This window comes from Streptomyces sp. NPDC006372, assembly GCF_040612515.1.
In the GTDB taxonomy this organism is placed as follows: domain Bacteria; phylum Actinomycetota; class Actinomycetes; order Streptomycetales; family Streptomycetaceae; genus Streptomyces.
The window spans coordinates 28,280-47,049 of the sequence record NZ_JBEXQJ010000008.1; the positions used below are offsets into that span (position 1 = coordinate 28,280).

General features: G+C 71.8%; 9 protein-coding genes. 3 read left to right on the top strand and 6 right to left on the bottom strand.

Going from position 1 to position 18,770, the window contains the following annotated elements; genetic code table 11:
* Positions 1-2: 2 nt before the first annotated feature.
* The 3 genes from ABZ016_RS15485 to ABZ016_RS15495 are packed head-to-tail and all read right to left on the bottom strand — an operon-like array spanning position 3 to position 2,483.
* Positions 3-992 (bottom strand): biotin-dependent carboxyltransferase family protein, encoded by a 990-nt coding sequence (locus tag ABZ016_RS15485; protein ID WP_356917116.1) that lies wholly within the window; start codon positions 990-992, stop codon positions 3-5.
* Positions 985-1,698 (bottom strand): allophanate hydrolase subunit 1, encoded by a 714-nt coding sequence (locus ABZ016_RS15490; protein WP_356917117.1) that lies wholly within the window; start codon positions 1,696-1,698, stop codon positions 985-987. The genes ABZ016_RS15485 and ABZ016_RS15490 overlap by 8 nt, the downstream gene beginning before the upstream one ends.
* Entirely contained in the window at positions 1,695-2,483 is a 789-nt protein-coding gene (locus tag ABZ016_RS15495) for a 5-oxoprolinase subunit PxpA (protein ID WP_356917118.1), read from the bottom strand. The genes ABZ016_RS15490 and ABZ016_RS15495 overlap by 4 nt, the downstream gene beginning before the upstream one ends.
* Positions 2,484-2,757: 274 nt before the next feature.
* Here ABZ016_RS15495 and nac point away from each other — a divergent pair, with 274 nt between their 5' ends.
* Together nac and ABZ016_RS15505 are read left to right on the top strand one after the other, a co-directional pair.
* Positions 2,758-3,675: a nitrogen assimilation transcriptional regulator NAC gene (gene nac, locus ABZ016_RS15500; RefSeq protein WP_356917119.1), complete on the top strand. Its 918-nt coding sequence runs from the start codon at positions 2,758-2,760 to the stop codon at positions 3,673-3,675.
* A 98-nt stretch (positions 3,676-3,773) separates the two neighbouring features.
* Entirely contained in the window at positions 3,774-4,751 is a 978-nt protein-coding gene (locus ABZ016_RS15505) for a D-glycerate dehydrogenase (RefSeq protein WP_356917120.1), read from the top strand.
* Position 4,752: 1 nt separating this feature from the next.
* Here the strand turns inward: ABZ016_RS15505 and ABZ016_RS15510 are convergent, their stop codons facing one another.
* Entirely contained in the window at positions 4,753-4,953 is a 201-nt protein-coding gene (locus ABZ016_RS15510) for an MbtH family protein (protein WP_356917121.1), read from the bottom strand.
* Between the two features lie 93 nt (positions 4,954-5,046).
* On the opposite strand from ABZ016_RS15510, the gene ABZ016_RS15515 reads away from it, so the two are divergent.
* The gene (locus ABZ016_RS15515; RefSeq protein ID WP_356917122.1) at positions 5,047-6,147 is read left to right on the top strand and encodes an alpha/beta hydrolase-fold protein; all 1,101 of its coding nucleotides are present in this window, start codon (positions 5,047-5,049) and stop codon (positions 6,145-6,147) included.
* Between the two features lie 3 nt (positions 6,148-6,150).
* Here the strand turns inward: ABZ016_RS15515 and ABZ016_RS15520 are convergent, their stop codons facing one another.
* Both ABZ016_RS15520 and ABZ016_RS15525 read right to left on the bottom strand, forming a co-directional pair.
* On the bottom strand, positions 6,151-7,851 hold the full coding sequence (locus tag ABZ016_RS15520; RefSeq protein WP_356917123.1) for an ABC transporter ATP-binding protein: 1,701 nt from the start codon (positions 7,849-7,851) through the stop codon (positions 6,151-6,153).
* Positions 7,838-18,736: an amino acid adenylation domain-containing protein gene (locus ABZ016_RS15525; protein WP_356917124.1), complete on the bottom strand. Its 10,899-nt coding sequence runs from the start codon at positions 18,734-18,736 to the stop codon at positions 7,838-7,840. Before ABZ016_RS15525 ends, ABZ016_RS15520 begins: the two co-directional genes overlap by 14 nt.
* Between the last annotated feature and the right edge of the window lie 34 nt (positions 18,737-18,770).

Here is an 18,770-nt window from a genome sequence, read left to right on the forward strand (position 1 = left end):
TGTCAGCCGCCGTCGGGAGCGCGGATGCGCAGGGCGTCGAAGGCCGTGCGGACGCGGGTTCTCAGTGCGTCGACGGCGCCTCGCTGCGCGCGGTGGGCGGTGACGGCCTGTTCGAGAGTGCGGTGGCGGAAACGGATGGTCTGCCCGGGGCGTACCTGCCCGAGTGCGGACAGGCCGGTGGCGGTGACGACGGCGAGGACGGGGTAGCCGGCCGTGACGCCGCGGCCGCGGTGCAGCACGAGGAGTTCGTCCCCGGCGGGAACTTCGACGGCGCCGACCGGGACGCCGCGGGAGAGGATCTCGCCCTGGGTGACGCGGCGGGGCAGGCGGTCGCCGCGCAGCCGCAGGCCGATGTGATTGCTCTGCGGGCTGACCGTGAAGGGGGTGCCGAACAGGCGGGGTGCTGTGTCCCCGAACTCGGCCCGGTCGGGGCCGTCGGTGACGTCGATGATCCAGGTGGAGGGGAACGGGGGGACGGGGGCGCGCAGGCGGAAGAGCGGTATGCGTGAGTAGGGGTGGTCGAAGGCCGGGCAGGTCCTGCGGAGGCGGAGTTCGGCGCCGTCGCGCAGGGCGGGGCCGAACCCCAGGATGGTGTCGGGGGCGCAGCTTCCCTGGAGGTAGTCGGCTTCGAAGGAGCCGAGCACGGCCAGGTAGACGCGCAGGCCCTGGTGGATGCCGGTGACGCGGAGGGTGTCGCCGGCGCGTACCGGGACCGGCTCCCACATCGGGCGGGCGGACCCTTCGACGGTCACGTCGGCGGGGGCTCCGGTGACGGCGACGAGGATGTCGGCGGAGGGGACGCAGGCGAAGTCGAGAGCCGTGATCTCGAGCAGGGGGGCGTGTTCGTCGTTTCCGCACAGGACGTTGGCGACGCGTGCCGAGTGCTGGTCGGCGGCTCCGCCCACGGGCAGTCCGTAGCGTGAGCGGCCGATGCGGCCGAGGTCCTGCACGGTGGTGATGCCCGCGGTGCGGACGGTGAGGGTGTCAGCCATGGCAGGCCGCCAGCGGGGTGTCGGCGTAGTCGTTCCACCGGTCCGGGGTGATGGGGACGAAGCGGAAGGTGTCGCCGGGCCGGTAGGGGGTGATCGGGTCGCTGTGCAGGTCGAGGACGCGCAGCGGGGTGCGCCCGAGGAGCGGCCAGCCGCCGGGCGACGGCATCGGGCAGATCACCGCCTGCCGGCCGGCGACGGCGACCACGCCGGGGTCGACGCGGGTGCGGGGCGAGGCCAGCCGCGGCACCGGCGCCGGGAAGGGGGGCCCGTCCATCATCGGCGCGCCGGCGGGGGCGCCGAGGCAGCGCACGGTGAGGTCGGATCCGCAGTGCAGGTCGACGACTTCGCTCTCGGTCAGGCCGAGTCGGGCGGCGACCTCGGGGAGGTCGGGTCCGTGTTCGCCGCCGTAGACGACGGGGACGACGAAGTGCCGGGGCGCTGTCGTCGGGCCGGGTTTGGGCCCGAGCCGGGCGGCCTCGTGCCACAGGACGCGCCGGACGGTCTCGTGGTCGGTGTCGGTGCAGTCGAACTCCACGAGCAGGGCGTCGTAGGTGGGCACGACGCCCTGGACTCCGGTGAGGCGGACGGCGTCCAGGGCGTCGGCCAGGACGTGGACGAGCCGCCAGGCGTCCTCGGTGTCCAGACCCACGGCCTTGGCGACCAGGGCGGAGTCACCGCAGTCCGTGATCGTGAGGTTGCCGTTCATGCCGAGGCGCCTTTGCCGCTCAGTACGTCGTCGAGAGGGGCGATCCGGACGCCGGCGGCGAGGAGCTGTTCGCGGATCCGGCGGGCCAGCGCGATGGCTCCGGGGGTGTCGCCGTGCAGCAGGACGGTGTCGCAGCCGACGGGGAGGTCCTTGCCGCCGGTGCTGCGGATGACGCCCTCGGTGACCATCCGCAGGGTGCGCCGGGCGATCTCGTCCGGGTCGTGGATCACCGCTCCCGGTTCGGAGCGCGGGACGAGGGCCCCGTCGTCGCGGTACGCGCGGTCGGCGATACCGACGATGCCCACGCGCAGTCCGCGGGCGCGGGCGGCGTCGGCCAGCTCACCGTCCTGCGCGAGGACGACCAGCGAGTCGTCCAGGGCGGCGACGGCGTCCACGACGGCACGGGCGTAGTCGGCGCGTACCGCGACCAGGTTGCCGAGGCGTCCGTGCGGGGCGACGTGACGGACCCGGGTGCCGTGCGCGACGGCGAACGCCTGGAGGGCGCCGACCTGGTACAGCACATCGGTACGGACCTCCTCCGGCGTGAGGTCCATCGCCCGGCGGCCGAAGCCGACCAGGTCCGGGAAGCTCGGGTGGGCGCCGACGGCCACCCGCTTCTCCACGCAGTGCCGGACGGTGGTGTCCATGATGCGCGGATCGCCGGCATGGAACCCACAGGCGATGTTCGCCGATGTCAGCATCTCCAGGAGTGCTTCGTCGTCTCCCATCGAATAGGCACCGAAGCCCTCGCCGAGATCGGCGACGAGGTCAACCATGTGGGTCATGACGTCCTCCGCTGGGAGATATGAGAAAGGAGGGCCGTGATAGCCGGAAAAACAGACGCGATCCCTGGGAACCGATTCGACTTCGGATTTTCCGAGCGGTTCCGGGGCTGGATGTTCCGCTCAACTTAAGCCCGTACTCGCGTGGCCGCCAATACATGTTCGCTTTGGCGTTATCACGAACCGATATGACAGAGCTCACATCTGGGCTCACCGAGGCTGGGTTTCGGGACGGGGCGCTCCCTACGATGAGGCTCCGCTCCGAGGGAAGGCCCGCATGGACACCAGGCGTCTCTACTCGTTCATCAAGATCATCGATGCGGGGAGCATCACGCGTGCGGCCGACATCCTGCACATCGCGCAGCCGGCGCTCAGTCAGCAGCTGTCCGCGCTGGAGGCGCAGTTCGGGCAGCAGTTGCTGATCCGCAGCAAACGCGGCGTCGCCCCGACCGAGGCCGGCCGGGCGCTGTACCGGCACGCCCAGCTGATCCTGCGGCAGGTGGACCTCGCTCACGCCGCCGTCTCCGTCTCCGGACGGGCGCCCGCCGGCAGCGTGTCCGTGGGGCTCGCGCCGTACAGCCTGGGCGCGGCTCTGGCGCTGCCGCTGCTGAAGAGCGTGCGCGAGCGCTACCCGGAGATCCTGCTGCACATCAACGAGAACTTCGGCGGCGTGATCAGTGAGGCGATCATGACCGGCCGGATGGACATGGCGTTCATCTACGGGGCCGGTCCGCTGCGGGGCGTGCAGTTCGAGCCGTTGCGGACCGAGGACCTGTTCCTGATCGGCGCGCCCGGCGGGACGGCGACGCAGGGGGCGGGCGAGGTCGACCTGGACGAGCTCAAGGACGTGCCGCTGCTGCTGCCCAGCCGCATCCACACGATCCGGCAGGTGGTGGACGCCGCATTCCAGCAGGCGTCGCTGCTGCCGAACGTGGTGGGCGAGGTGGAGTCCGCGCTGACGCTCGTCAACGCCGTCGACGCGGGCCTCGGTGCCACCGTCCTGCCCTGGTCGGCGGCGCGCGCCATCCTCGACGTCCGTTCCCTGTCCGTGCGCCGCATCGTGAATCCCGTGATCCAGGTCAAGCTGTCATTGGTGACCTCGGACAACCAGCCCCTCTCGGAACCCGCCCTGGCGGTGCACGACCTGTTCCTCGAACTCATCACTGTTTTCGACGAGACGCCGCACGAAGAATGAAGAATAAGGAACGGCAATGGCGTCACACGAAAACTCTATTTGTTTCCGATGGCCGTCGCGGCTAGCTTTCTGCGAAATTCGCTGCCCTGGAGACATGAATGAAGAAGCGTGTGCTCGCCACCCGTGAGAATCTGCCCGGCAAGGGCCTGGACCGGCTGTCCGGGGCGGCGGAGGTGGTGGCCTGGCCCGGCGACGGCAAGCCCGGCCCCCCGGACCTCGCCGCGCTGGCACCCGGAGTGAGCGGCGTCCTCGCCCTGGGCAACGACCCGGTGGACGGCGCGCTGATGGACGCCGCCGGCCCCTCGCTGCGGGTCGTCGCGCTGGCGAGCATGGGCTTCGACAACGTCGACCGCGCGGCCGCCGCGGAGCGCGGCATCGTCGTCACGCACACCCCGGGGGTCCTCGCCGAGACCACCGCCGACCTCACCTTCGCCCTGATCCTCGCCGCCCGCCGCCGGATCGGCGCCGCCGCGACGAGCCTCGCGGACGGCTCCTGGGGCCTGTTCCGGATGCACGACTACCTCGGCCTGGACGTCCACGGGGCCACGCTCGGACTGATCGGCTACGGCCAGATCGGCCGCGCGGTGGCCCGCCGGGCCCAGGGCTTCGGTATGCGCGTCCTCCACCACGACCCCTACGCGTCCGACGACGACCTGTCGGCGTCGGTCGATCTCGCCACGCTCCTGGCCGAGTCCGACGTCGTGTCGCTGCACGTACCGCTCACCGAGGAGACCCGGCACCTCGTCTCGAAGCGCGAAATGGCCGCCATGAAGCCCACGGCCACGCTCGTCAGCACCTCGCGCGGTGGTGTCGTCGACGAGGAGGCTCTGCTGGCCGCGGTGCGCGAGGGACGACTGCACTCCGCCGGACTCGACGTCTTCGAGCGTGAGCCGATGGGCGAGGAGCTGTCACCGCTCGTGGCGGAGCCGCACGTCGTCACCCTGCCGCACATCGGGTCGGCCACCGAGAGCACCCGGGCCGCCATGGTCGGCCTGGCGGTCGACAACATCCTCGACGTCCTCGCCGGACGCCCGGCCCGTACCCCGCTGCCCGGCACCCCGGCGGTGCGGGTCTGAGCTACGCGGAGAGGGAGCGGGGGCGCAGGTCGGTCCAGTGGGACTCGACGTACTCCAGGCACGCCTCCCGGGTGTTCTCGCCGAAGACGATCGTCCAGCCCCCGGGCACCTCGGCGAAGGACGGCCAGAGGGAGTGCTGGCCCTCCTCGTTCACCAGGACCAGGAACCGGCCTTCGTCGTCGTCGAAGGGGTTGGTGCTCATGCTGAGTGCCTCCTCGGAACGTCAACATTAGGTTAGCCTGGCCTAATTGACAGGAGCTTAGCCGTCGTTCCTCCCTCTCACAAGGAGACGTTCATGCGTCCGGTCACGGCCGACATGGAGAGCGCCTTCGCCGGGTTCGGGCTGCCCGGCGCACCCGGCACGGACACGTTCTGGGCGGCGGTGGGGGCGCCCGCGTCGATCCCCCACGACGACGGTGGCTGGGTGACCCTGTTCCTGTGGCGCGGGTCGGCGGCGAGCGTCGACTTCGAGAGCCGGCCGGGCCCGGTTCCGCTGCGCCGCTGGGGCGGCACGGACTGCTGGTACGCCGAGGTGCACATGCCCGCGCGGCTGCGGGTGACCTACCGGTTCCTCGCGGACGACGGGGCGTACGCCGACCCGTTCAACCCGGCGGGCGCGGGCGGCGAGCGGTCCATCGCCGCGACCCCGGACGCCCCGGCGCAACCGCACTGGCCGGTCGTCGGCGCCGATGCCGTCCTGCCCCTCCCCCGCACCCGGATTCGCTGGGCCGGTGAACGGCTCGGCGGACGGCGGACCGTACACCTGCACCCGGTGGGCGGCGGCGGACCGGTGGTGTTGCTGCTCGACGGCGACGACTGGCTGTATCTGCACCCGGCCATGACCGCGTTCGACTCCGCCGTCGCCAGTGGCGAGATGCCCCCGGTGACCCTGGTCTTCCTGCCGGCCAAGGACAGGGCGGCCGAGTTCACGTGCGCCCCCGAGCTGTGGGAGGCGGTGCGGGACGAGCTGTTGCCGCTGGTGGCGGAGTCCGGCGTGCCAGCCGACCCGGGCCGGCTGGTGGTCGCCGGGCAGAGCCTCGGCGGGCTGAGCGCGGTGTACGCGGCACTGGAGTTCCCGGACCTGGTGTCCCGTGTCGCCTGCCAGTCGGGCTCGTTCTGGTGGACGCCCGAGGCCATGGACCTGCCGGACCCCTTGGGCGGCCCGGTGGGCGGAACCATCGCCGCACGTCTGCGGCGGCAGCCCGAACTGTCCGGCCTGCGGGTCGCGTTCGATGTCGGGGAGCACGAGACACGGATGCTGCCCCACTGCGAACTGACCGAGTCCCTGACGGAACGGGCCGGCGCGACCGTACGGGTCTCGCGATCGGCTGCCGGCCACGACCGGGCGGCCTGGCGGCACGCCCTGCTCAGGGATGTCGCCTGGGCCCTCGGCTGACACTCACCGCGCGACCGCCAGACAGTAGTCCTCGTCGGTGGCGAGGAGATTCCGGTGGGTGTCCTCGGCCGTGATGACTCCGTCGTCGAGGACGAGGACCCGGTCGGCCGCGTCCAGGAGGGCCGGGCTGCTGGTGAGCACGAGGGTGGTGCGTCCGCGGCGCAGCTCAGCGACGTGGCGTGCGATGAGCTGTTCGGTGACCGCGTCGACGGCCGTCGTCGGGTCGTGCAGCACGAGGATGTCCGTGTCGGCCGCCAACGCCCGGGCCAGGGACAGCCGTTGGCGTTGCCCACCGGAGAGGTTGGCGCCGCGGTCGCGGACCCCGTAGTCGAGTCCCTCCCGGTGGAGGGCGACGACATCCGTCAGCATGGACGCCTCCACGGCCTCGGGGACGGTCCGGCTGGTGCCCGACGGGTCGATGTTGGTGCGGAGGGTGCCGGCGAAGATCTCGCCGTCGTACGGGTTCACCAGCATGTGCTCACGCACCGCCTCGATCGACAGGTCCGCGAGCTCCTGCCCGCCGACCCGTACCGCTCCCTCGTACGCGTCGGGCGGGACGTTCCCGGCCAGGACCGACGCGAGGTCGGCCGCCAGGCGCGGCCGGTAGGCGGCGACCGCCACGAACTCCCCTGCGGGCACCTGGAACTTGAGGCCGCGCAGAGTTCCGTACCGGACACCGTCGAGCTCCAGGTTCCCGCCCGGGGCGGGGCGTTCCGATCCCGGGGTGGTGACCGGCGGCGCGGTCAGGACCAGGGCCATCCGCGCGGCGGAGGCGCGTGCGATCATCACGTACTTGGGCATCTCGGAGAACAGCCTGAGCGGTTCCATGATGAACTGCGCCAGTCCCACGGCCATGACCAGTTCGCCGATGTTGATCTGCCCGTCGAACGCCAGCCAGCCGGCCATCAGGGTCACGGCGCCGGCCAGGACCGCGTTGAGGGCCAGTGCGGCGCCCGCGTAGGCGCCGTTCACCTTGGCGACGGTGATCGCCTGGAGCTTCGCCTCCGTGCTGACGTTCCGGTAGGACCGGAACGCGGCGTGGTTGCCGCCGAAGCCGTGCAGCGGGCGCAGACCGGTGATCAGGTCGGCGACCTTCGCGCCCGCCCGGGCCACCCGCGCCTGCTGTTCCTGCGTGCTGGAGCCGATCCGCCTGGACAGCACGCTCAGGACCGACATGATCGCGCCGGTGCCGACGATGACCAGCAGACCGAGCCGGATGTCGGCCAGGCCCAGCGCGACCGCCGCGACGGCCACCGCGACCAGCGAACTGATGAGCAGCGGCACCACCTCGATGATGTCGGCGGTCTGGTCGGCGTCCTCGGTGGCGATGGTCAGCACCTCCCCCGACTTGAGGTCGACGTCCCGGGCCACCGGCTGGAGTCCGCAGGCGGCGACCCGCACCCGCCAGCGGTGTGCCTCGGTCGTGTTGGCCTTCTGCAGGACGCGCATCCCGAACCGCCAGGACAGCGACACGGTCGTGATGATCACGGCCAGCGCGGCGATCGACAGGCCGAGCGAGCCGGGGTTCCGGTCCCGCATGGTGTGTTCGACGATCAGGCCGAGCGCGATCGGGAAGGCCGTCTCGCCCGCCTGGTAGAGGCCCATGAGGACGGTGCCCCAGACCATGGCACCGAGGTTGCGGCGCAGAGCGGTGCGGAGGATGGCGGCCCCCGGGCGGGGCCGCTGCGAGTCAGGACTGGTCATCGAGGTGGCGGGCCATCGCTTCCGGGGTGCGCAGGGTGAAGAGGTCTCGGATCGTGATCACCGGTCCGTACTCGCGGCGGAGCATTCCGACGAGACGTACCGCCAGCATGGAGTGTCCTCCCAGGGACACGAAGTCGCTCACCGCGCTCACCTCGTCGTCGTCCAGGTCCAGAGCCTCGGCGAAGAACTCGCACACCACGGTCTCGGTCGCGGTCCGGGGGCCGCGCTCCCCCGCCGTGGTGAGCGCGCCCAGCGGCTTGGCCTCCGGCAACGCCTTCGTGTCAGCCTTCCCGTTGACCGTGAGCGGGATGCTGTCGACCTGGGCGTAGTGCGTCGGCCGCAGGAAGTCGGGCAGTGCGGAGCCCGCTTCGGCGGCGACCGTCGCCAACTCCCCGTCTTCCAGTACGAGATAGGCGGCCAGCCGGTACGCGCCGTCGACCTGCGGGTCGGGCTGGGCGACCGCGGCGGCGAACCGCACCGCCGGGTGCGCGGCGAACACCGCCTCGACCTCGCCGGGTTCGACGCGGTGACCCCGGATCTTGACCTGCTGGTCGGTGCGGCCCAGGTACGCCAGGTTGCCGTCGGGTCGCCGCAGCACCAGGTCCCCGGTGCGGTACATGCGCTCGCCCGGGGCCCCGAACGGGCAGGCCACGAAGCGGTGCGCGGTCTGGCCCGGCTGCCCCAGGTAGCCGCGCGCGATGCCGACGCCCGACACGTACAGCTCGCCGGGGACACCGTCCGGGACGGGCCGCAGCCACGGGTCCAGCACGTACACGTCGGTGTTGTCGATGGCCACGCCCACCACCGGGTCATGGCACTCGAAGGTGCCGACGCCCAGGGTGTTGATGGTGTACTCGGTCGGTCCGTACAGGTTGTAACCGACCGTCCCCTCGGTCTCCGCGAGCCGCTGCCACAGCACCGGGGTGACGGCCTCACCGCCGAGGAGCACCAGCGCCGGCCGTCGCTCCGGGTCGGCCAGCAGCCCCTCGCCGACCAGCTGTTGCGCGTAGGTCGGCGTCACGTTGACGACGTCGATCCCGTGCTCCAGGCAGTACGCGACGAGGCGGGGCGCGTCACGGCGCAACTCCTCGTCGCAGATGTGCACTTCGTGCCCGTCGGCCAGCCACAGCAGCTCTTCCCACGACATGTCGAACGCGAAGGACACGGTGTGCGCGATCCGGAAGACCCGGTGCCCGTGCTGAGCCAGCACCGGTTCGAAGATGCGGCGCTGATGGTTGGTCAGCATGTTGGTGAGACCGGCGTACTCGGTCACCACGCCCTTGGGCTTCCCGGTCGAGCCGGAGGTGTAGATCGTGTACGCGGGGTGACGCAGCCGGTCGGGGTCGTCCGGTGCGAACCTCACGAACGGCTCGGCCGCCGGGAGGGGCCGGTCCAGTTCGATCAGATCGCCGGTCAGCCGCGGCGACACCGCGCTCACCGTGAGGATCACGTCCGGGCGGGCGTCCTCGACGATCGCGGCGATCCGCTCGTCCGGGTGGTCCAGCTCCAGCGGCACGTACGCGGCGCCGACGCGCAGCACGGCGAACAGCGCCACGATCGAGTCCAGGGAGCGCGGGATCGCGAGGCCCACGGTCGTCTCGGGACCGAGGCCACGCCCGGCGAGCACACCCGCCACCGCGCGGCTGCGGTCGCGCAGTTCGGCGAAGGACATGGCCGAGCCGTGGGCGACCAGCGCCACCCGCCGCGGGTCGCGGTCGGCCGCCCGGTCGAACCGGTCGACGACGGTGTCCGTGCCGACGTCCGTGCGCTCACCCGGCGAGGGCCGGGGCCCCACCCCCCGCAACGCGCCGACCGGTCCGGTCGCCCGCGCCAGGTCTTCGAGTACCCGCAGGTAGTCGTCGAGGAGGCACTGGGCGTCCGCGGTGTCCCCGTGGCGGTACTCCAGTTTGACCGTGAGCCGGTCGCCGGGCGTGACGACCCAGGTGAACGGATAGTGGGTGGAGTCGTCGGCCCGCACCGAGGTGATGCCGTGCCGGGCGTTCATCTCGGCGAACGCGTCCATGTCCAGGAAGTTCTGGAGCACGAACAGGTTGTCGAAGAGGGTGTCGTGCCCGCCGGCCCGCTGGATCTCGCCGAGCCCCAGGTGCTCGTGCTCCATCGTCGCCCCCCTGGCCGCCTGCACGGCCGACAGGTACTCCCGGACGGCGTCGTCCGGCCGGGCCCGGGTCCACATGGGCACGGTGTTCAGCAGCACGCCGACGATGCCGGACAGCCCCTCGCCCTCCCGGCCGGAGACGGTCACGCCGAACACGGCGTCACCGCGGCCCGTGCGGGCCCCCAGCAGCAGGCCGAACGCACCGGTCAGCACCGAGTTGAGCGTGACGCCGTGCGTCCTGGCCGCTTCCCGCAGCAGGTCCGACCTCTCGGCGGACAGGGTGTGCACGAGGGCGCGCGGCAGGTCGTCGGAGAGGGCCGGTGCCGGTCCCGCGAGCAGCGTCGGGCCGGAGAGCCCGGCCAGGTGCTCCGCCCAGAAGCGTTCCGACGCGGCGGGGTCCTTGGTGTGGAGCGCCCGCGCGTGGTCCTCGAAGCTCGGCGTGGCCGGTGCCGGAACCAGCGGCTCGCCCGCGAGGACAGCCTGATAGGCGTCGAACAGGTCCCGCAGCACGATCTCGCGGGACCAGCCGTCCCACAGCAGCAGGTGGTAGCTCAGCAGCAGGCCGTCGCGGTCGTCGGGCAGCCGCACCACGGTCATCCTGATCAGCGGCGGCTCGGCCGGGTCGAATCCCGTGTCCCGGTCGCGCAGGCGCAGGGCGTCGACCTCCGCCTCCGTGGACAGGGCGATCGTACGGACGTCGACGCGCCGGCCGGGCGCGAGGACCTGCACCGGGTTTCCGTCCTCGCCGGTGCTGAAGCCGGCGCCCACGACCGGGTGCCGGGCGATGACGTACGCCATCGCCTGGGCCAGGGCGTCGGTGTCCAGGCGCCGGTCGAACGTGAACCAGCTCTGTGCGACGTAGTGTCCGGCCGGACCCGCCATCTGCGCCTGGAAGAACAGGCCCCGCTGGAGCGGGGTGACCGGAGCCGTGCGCTCGGCCGTCGCGGAGGCGTCCGCCAGGCCGTGCAGGGCACCGAGCCAGTGTTCGGTGATCTCGTCGGGGACGCCCTCGGCGAGGGTGAAGGCCGCGTGCAGGCTTCCGGTGTCCTCGTCGAGCCACGCGTTGACCTCGACGGCGTACGGGCTGCCCTGGTCGCCACCGGTGAGGCGCAGTGCCTGGGACTCGCTGCCCCGGCCGAGGTAATTGAACAGCACCTGCGGGCGGGCGGTGAGCAGCGGTGCGGTCTGCGGGTTGAGGTAACGGAGCATGCCGTACGTGAGGTGTGCGCGCTCGTCCGGCTGGCGTTCGGAGATCTCGCGCGCCGCCGCGACGGGGTCGGTGTGCGCGGTGAGCCGTACGGGGGCGATCGCGGTGAACCAGCCGACCGTGCGGGTGTAGTCGTGGTGTTCGAGGAGCGGGACCCGGCCGTGCCGCTCCAGCTCGATCGCGAGGTCGGTGGGCGTCTGCTGGACGCGGGTGAGTGCGGTGCGCAGGGCACCGCACAGCAACTCGGTGAGGCCGACACCGAGCACGGCGGGCGCGGTACGGGTCACGCGGTCGCTCACGTCGGGCGCGAGGACGATGGTCGTCTCACGCAGACCGCCGGCGACGGGCAGCAGCAAAGGCGCCTGGAGTGTGCTGACCCAGTGCCCGAGGTGGTCGAGCGCGTGGGCGGCCCGCAGCGTCAGCGCTTCGGCGTACTCGGCGTAGGACGTGGTCGGCGGTGCCAGGGGCACCCCGCACAGGGCGGTGGTCAGGTCGTCCAGCAGGATCAGCCAGGACACCGAGTCGACGGCGAGGTGGTGCACGGTGACCACCAGGGTCCGGGTCGGCTCCAGCCAGGAGAACGCGACGACGTCCCCGGACTCGGGGTCGAGGCGTCCGGCGGCCTCGTTCGCCGCCGTCGTGGCGTCGGTCGTGTCCGGCCGTGCCACGGTGACCGGGTGAGCGGGTTCGGTGCGCAGGGCCCATACGCCGTGCTCGGTGCTGAGCCGCAGCCGTAGGGCGGGGTGCGTGGCGACGAGGGCGTTCGCGGCGTGCTGGGCGTCCGTGAAGGCGGTTCCCTCGGGGGCCTTGAGTGCCCTGGCCTGCGCGAATCGAGTGAGTGAGCCACCCAGTTCGCGCTGGCGCAGGATGATCGGGGTCGGGGTGAGGGGGCCTTCCTCACGGTGAGCGGGGGCGGCGGGCTGAGTGGTGTTTGTCGCCAGGTGTTCGGTGAGGGCGCGTGGTGTCCTGAGCAGGAACACGTCCCGGGGTGCGATCGGCAGGCCGAGTGTTCGGGCCCTGTTCACGACCGTGATGGCGATGATGCTGTCGCCTCCGGCGTGGAAGAAGTCGGTGTCGGCGTCCGCTTCGGAGCCGGGCAGCGTCTGAGTGAAGATTCCGATCAGTGTGGCGAGCGTTGCGTCTTTGCCTGCGGGCGCGTCGGGGCTGGTCGCGCGGTTCCCCGCGCCCCTGAGGGCGTGCTCGGCCAGGGCGTTTCGGTCCAGCTTGCCGTTGACCGTCAGGGGCAGGGCATCGACCGGCAGCACTCGGCCCGGGACCATGTGGACCGGCAGTTTCTCCGACAGCCGGGCCGCGAGATCTCCCGGTACCCGGCCCACCACATGGGCGACCAGGTGATCGCCGGTGTCGGCCACTGTGACGGCCACGTCGACCACACCGTCCAGCTCCCGGATCGCGGACTCGACTTCCCCCAACTCGATCCGGAATCCTTTGAGTTGAACCTGGTCGTCGGCCCGGCCGATGAACTCCAGCTCGCCGTCGAGGGTCCGGCGGGCGAGGTCGCCCGTGTGGTACATGCGGGAGCCGTCGCCGACGAACGGGTTCGCCACGAACCGGGCCGCGGTGAGCCCGGGCCGGCCCAGGTAGCCGAGAGACACCTGGTCGCCGGCGACGTAGATGGCACCGACCCGGCCCGGCGGCACCGGCCGGAGCCGGTCGTCGAGCACATGGGTGACCAGGCCGGGGATCGGGCCGCCGATCGGACTGACGTCGTCGCCGCAGGCGAAGTCCTCGTCGGTCAGCACTCGGTGGGTGACGTGGACGGTGGTCTCGGTGATGCCGTACATGTTGACCAGCTCGGGCGAGGCGGTGCCGTACCGCTCGACCCAGTGGCGCAACCGTCCGAGGTCCAGGGCCTCACCGCCGAAGACGATCCGGCGCAGCGCGGTGAGCGGCTCGTCGGCATGCCGGTCGGCCTCGATGAACTGGTAGAAGGCCGACGGTGTCTGGTTGAGGACGGTGACCCCGTGCTCCCGGACCAGCCGGTGGAAGTCGACCGGGGAACGGGTGAGCCCGTGGTCGGGCACCAGCAGCTCACCGCCGTACGCCAGGGCGCCCCACAGCTCCCAGACCGCGAAGTCGAAGGAGAAGGAGTGGAACTGGACCCACACGTCGTTCGGGCCGAAGCCCATGTCGGGCTGGGTGTTGGCGAGCAGGGTCACCACGCTGGAGTGCGGGACGACGACTCCCTTGGGCCGGCCCGTCGATCCCGACGTGTAGATCACGTAGGCCGCGTCGTGCCGGCCCGCCTCGGACTCAGTGGCCTCTCCGGTCGGCGGTTCGTCTCCGGGCACGAGCAGCCGGGCCGATACACCCGCCCGGGCCAGCAGCTCCGTGAAGCGGTCCCGTTGGCCGGGATCGACGAGGACGACCTGCGGGGCGGAGTCGGCGAGGATGTACTCCAGCCGTTCGTCCGGGTGGGCCAGGTCCAGCGGTACGTACGCGCCGCCCGCGCTGACGACGGCGACCAGGGCGACGACCTGCTCCAGGGAGCGCGGGAAGGCGACGGCGACCCGCTTGCCCGGCCCGACACCGACCGTGCGCAGGGTCGAGGCCAAGTCGTCCTTCGCTTCGGCCAGTTCGCCGTACGTGAGTGACCGGGTGGCACCGTCCAGACCGCACTGGGTGACAGCGGTGGCCGCCGGGTCGCGGTGCGCGGCGGCGTCGAACAGGGCGCTCAGGGTTGTGGGCGTGACGTGCGCGGGCGGTCGTTCGCTCCCGCGTGCCAGGTCGTCGACCAGGGCGTCCGGCCGGGTGAGGAGGCCGGTGAGGGTCGAGCAGAACGTGCGCAGGAGGGTCCGGGCGCTCGCCTCGCGCAGCAGCTCACCGTCGTAGATCAGGTTGAAGCAGGGACGGCCGTCGGGTGCGCGCTCCACCACCAGCGTCAAGGGGTAGTGGGGGGCGCCCTCGTTCTCGATGCCGGTGATGACGAGAGTGTCGCCGGGCCGCCGCAGAGCGCCGGTGTCCGTCGCGAGGTCGAACACCACCAGGGTGTCGAAGAGGGGGCCGGCGTCGGCCTGACGGCCGATCCTCGCCAGGGAGACGTGCTGGTGCGGCAGCACCGCGCTCTGATGGTCCCGCACGGCTGCGAGCAGGTCGCCCCCTGTGGTCGTGCCGGTCCAGGCGGCCCGCACGGGGATCGTGTTGATGAACAGACCCACCATGTCCTCGATGCCGGGCACATCGGCGTCGCGTCCGGACACGGTCGAGCCGAAGACCACGTCGGTGCTGTGCAGAACGCCACCGAGGGTCACCGCCCAGGCGCTGTGCACGGCGACGCTCAGCGGTACTCCGGCCGACCGGGCTGCGGCGTCGACGTCGTCCTCCGGCTGCACGGCGGTCTCGGTGAAACGGTCGGAGGGGGTGTGTCCCTCGGCGACCAGCGAGGGGCGGGGCAGGTCGGCGAGTTGCTCGCGCCAGACGCGGTCGCTCTCGTCGTGGTCCCGTCCGGCGAGCCGGCGGACGTAGTCGGAGAAGCCACCGGTCGGGTGCACCGTTCCCGGCGCGTGGTACTCGGCCAGCAGCGCGCGCAGTATCGGCGGCACGGACCAGCCGTCGGCGATGATGTGGTGCACGGTCTGCACCAGGACGTCGCGGCCGGAGCCGGCGCGCACGAGTATGTACCGCATCAGCGGGCCGGTGGCCAGGTCGAATCCGGCGCGGCGGTCCCGCTCCGCGAGGTCGCGCAGCTCGGCGTCGGTGATGCCCGGGCGGTCCAGTGTGGTGAAGGGCGCCTCGGCACCGCTCTCCAGCACGGAGACCACGCGGCCGTCGGCGAGCGCCACGAACCGCGCGGCCAGGTTCGGGTACAGGGTGAACAGGCGGGTGGCCGCGGCCGCGAGCCGGTCGGCGTCCACCTCGCCGTCCAGGGTGAGGAGTTGCTGCTCGACGTAGGCGCCCGCGGAGTCGTCGTCGAAGACCGAGTGGAAGTAGAGGCCCTCCTGCAGCGGGGTCAACGGCAGGACGTCGCGCAGTGCCGGGCCGTCCAGGTCGTCGACATCGGCCTGGGTGAGTGGCACCAGGGGGAAGTCGCTGGGCGTGTGGCCGCCCTGGTCGAGTGCGGCCAGTCCGGTCAGGGCCGCCCGGAAGTAGCCGGCGAGGGCCGCGACGTCCTCGTCGGAGAACATGCCGTCGGGCCAGGAGATGGTGGTGACCAGTTCGTACCCGCCCGAGGCGGCGGGTTCGGCGATGGCGTTGAACTCCAGGGGGCGTGGCAGACGCATGCGCGGGTCGCGCTTCTCGCCCAGCTGGCCGGTGGTGCGCGCGGGTCGCCAGTCCCCCGAGGTGCCCGCGTCGAAGCGGCCGAGGTAGTTGAAGAGGACCTGCGGGGCCGGCGCGTCGAACTCGGTGTGCGTCAGGTAGCGCAGGGCGCCGTAGAAGACGCCGTTGTCCGGTACCTCGGCGAGATCTTCCTTGACCCTCTTGAGCGCGGCGGCCAGGTACTCGGGGGCCGTGAGGTCGGCCGCCGCACCGGGATCCACGATGACCGGGAACAAGGTGGTGAACCAGCCCACGGTCCGGGACAGTTCTGGTTCATAGCCGGCGGAGTCCGCCACGAATCGCGCCTCGCGGCCGTGGCCTTCGAGCTCGATGTGCGCGAAGGTCTGCGCCTGCCCGAGGTCGCGGCGCCGGCGGGCCAGGGTGACGGCGAGCGCGGTCAGCAGGACGTCGTTGACGCCCGCGTGGAACTTGGCGGGGATCTCGCCCAGCAGGGCGGCCGTGACGTCCGGGCCGACCGAGACGGTGCGGGTCCGTTCCGTTGCGACGGTGTCGGCCGCGGAGAGGGCACGTCTGCCGAGCGGTTCGTCGGCTCCCGGCAGGGGACGCCGGTAGAAGGAGCTGTCCGCGTCGAACGCCGCACGCTCCAGCAGCTGCGTCCAGCGCCGGAACGACGTGCCCACCGCGGGCAGTTCGACCGGTGTGCCCGAGGTGAGCTGCCGCCACGCCGTGGCCAGGTCCTCCATCAGGATCCGCCAGGACACGCCGTCGATCACCACATGGTGGGCGACCAGGACCAGTTGCCGTGCCGCGCGGCGCCAGACGGCACGCAGCATCACACCGTTCGTCGGGTCGAGCTCGTCGGTGGCGCGTGCGAGGCACTCGTCGAGCGGCCGGTCGCTCTCCTGCCACGGCGCGGCGGCTCGGTCGGCCTCCGGTATGTCGAAGCCGAAGCGGTCGCCGCGCACCAGCCTGGCCCTCAGCATGTCGTGCCGGCGCAGCAGCGCGGTGAGGATCTCGTCGAGGGCGCCGGCGGTCAGGTCCGCCGGGGTGTTCAGGACGACCGACTGGACGAAGCCGTCGATCGCGTCCGTGGTCTCGCCCAGCCACTGCACGACGGGTGAGCCGACGACGGGACCGGTGGCGACGTCGCGGTGGTCCATCGTGGCGGTGTCCTCGCGGCTCGCCACCGCCGCCAGCGCCCGCACCGTGCCGTGGGTGAAGATCTGCCGTGCCGTGACGTGGAGGCCGGTGTCGCGCAACGCGCTGAGCAGCGAGATCGCCAGGATGCTGTCTCCGCCGAGCTGGAAGAAGTCCTGGTCGGCACCGACCTCTTCGAGTCGCAGCACCGCCGCGACCGCGGCGGCGACCGCGCGCTCGTTCTCGGTCGCGGGCCGGCTCAGCTCGCCGGCTGTGGTGGTGGGCTCGGGCAGGGCGTTCCGGTCGAGCTTGCCGTTCGCGGTGAGCGGGAACTCCGTCATGACGACGATGTGGGCGGGCACCATGTACTCGACCATGTGGGCGGCGGCCCACGTCTTGACCTCGTCCGCGCGCAGGTCCTCGCGTCCGGCGGCCGGGATGACGTACCCCACGAGGTAGGTGCCGCCCGCCGTGTTCTTCTTCGCGACGACGCAGGTGTGCCGTACGCCGGGGTGCTCCGCCAGACCGATCTCGACGTCCTCGATCTCCAGCCGCATGCCGCGGATCTTGATCTGGTTGTCGGCCCGTCCGAGGAAGTCCAGTGATCCGTCCGGGGCGAACCGCGCGAGGTCTCCGGTGCGGTACAGCCGGGAGCCGTCGTCGGCGAAGGGGTTCGCCACGAACCGGGAGGCCGTCAGGCCGGGAGCGCCCACGTATCCGCGACCGAGGAGGAATCCGCCGACGTAGAGTTCGCCACCGGCTCCGACCGGGACGGGGCGCAACTCGTCGTCCAGTACGTACAGCTGGGTGTTGGGATTGGCCTTGCCGATCGACGTGGACAGGCGTTCCGCCGCTCCCCGGTAGATGACGTGGCTGACGCCGATCGTCGTCTCGGCCGGGCCGTAGCCGTGGTACATGGGGATGTCGAGCCTGGCGCGGAACCGCTCGTACAGCTCCGGGGTCAGTACCTCGCCGCCGCACCACACGTGCCGCAGACTGTTCAGCTTCCCGGAGTCGCCGGCGATCTCCAGCAGCACGTCCAGCATGGACGACACCAGGTAGGTGAAGGTGACGCGCTGCTCGGCGATCACGCTCAGCAGGTGGTGCGGGTCGCGTTCGCCGCCGGGCCGCAGCACCACCAGCCGGGCGCCGCTCACCAGCGGCAGGAAGATCTCGTTGATGGAGATGTCGAAGGACAGCGGCGCCTTGAACAGGGACGCGTCGTCGTGGCCGAAGCCCAGGATCTCGTGGACCTGCCACAGCAGGCGTTCGCTGATCGCGGCGTGCCGGATCATCGCCCCCTTGGGCCGCCCGGTCGACCCGGACGTGAAGATCACGTACGCCAGGGAGTCGCCGTGGACGGTGACCTCGGGGCCTTCGGTCGGGTACGAGCCGAACCTCCAGTCCTCCAGGTCGACGGTCACGGCTTCCGGTTCGTCCGGGTCGTGCCCGCCCGAGTCGCCGAGCTGCGCCACGACCCGGGCGTCCTCGATGACGACGGCCCGGCGTGCGGCGGGCCACTGGGGGTCGAGCGGCACGAACGCGCAGCCGGCCTGGAGCACGGCGAGGAGTCCGACCACCATCTCGGCGGAGCGGCCCAGGGAGATGCCGACGACCTGTTCGGCGGTGAGCCCTCGTCCGATCAGATGGTGGGCCAGCTGTCCTGCGAGCTCAGCAGTCTGACGGTAAGTCAGTGTTCGCCGCTCGTCGACGACCGCGATGGCGTCCGGCCTGGACCGCGCCTGCTGGTGGAACATCTCCACGAGGGTCGGGCGGACCCGGTCGGCCCGGGTGTCGTTCCACTCGGCCAGGGCCGCGAGCCTCGCCGCCTCGCCGGCCGGGCCGATGGTCCCGAGGGGCCGGTCCGGGAAGTCCGCCAGGTCGTCCAGTGCGAGCTGCGCGTCGGCGAGCGCGATCCCGTCCGGCACGGTGATGCTCCGGCCGTCGGCACCGACCTCCCAGCCTCCGGGTCCGTCGCCGCCGTTGCCGACCCACCCGAGGACCTCGGTGAAGAGGGTGCCGGGCGTGAGGTCGATGCCGTCGGGGCCGATGCCGGTCGCCCAGTAGGACAGTCCGATGGCGGACGCCTCGGCGATGGTCCGGTCGGAATGATCGCCGGTTCGCCGGCGTACGGCGGCCAGTTGCCCGGGGGACAGCAGTACGTGACGAGCGCTCGGTTGCATCATCGAAGACTCCGCGTTCCTTCCACCGTGGGAGAGC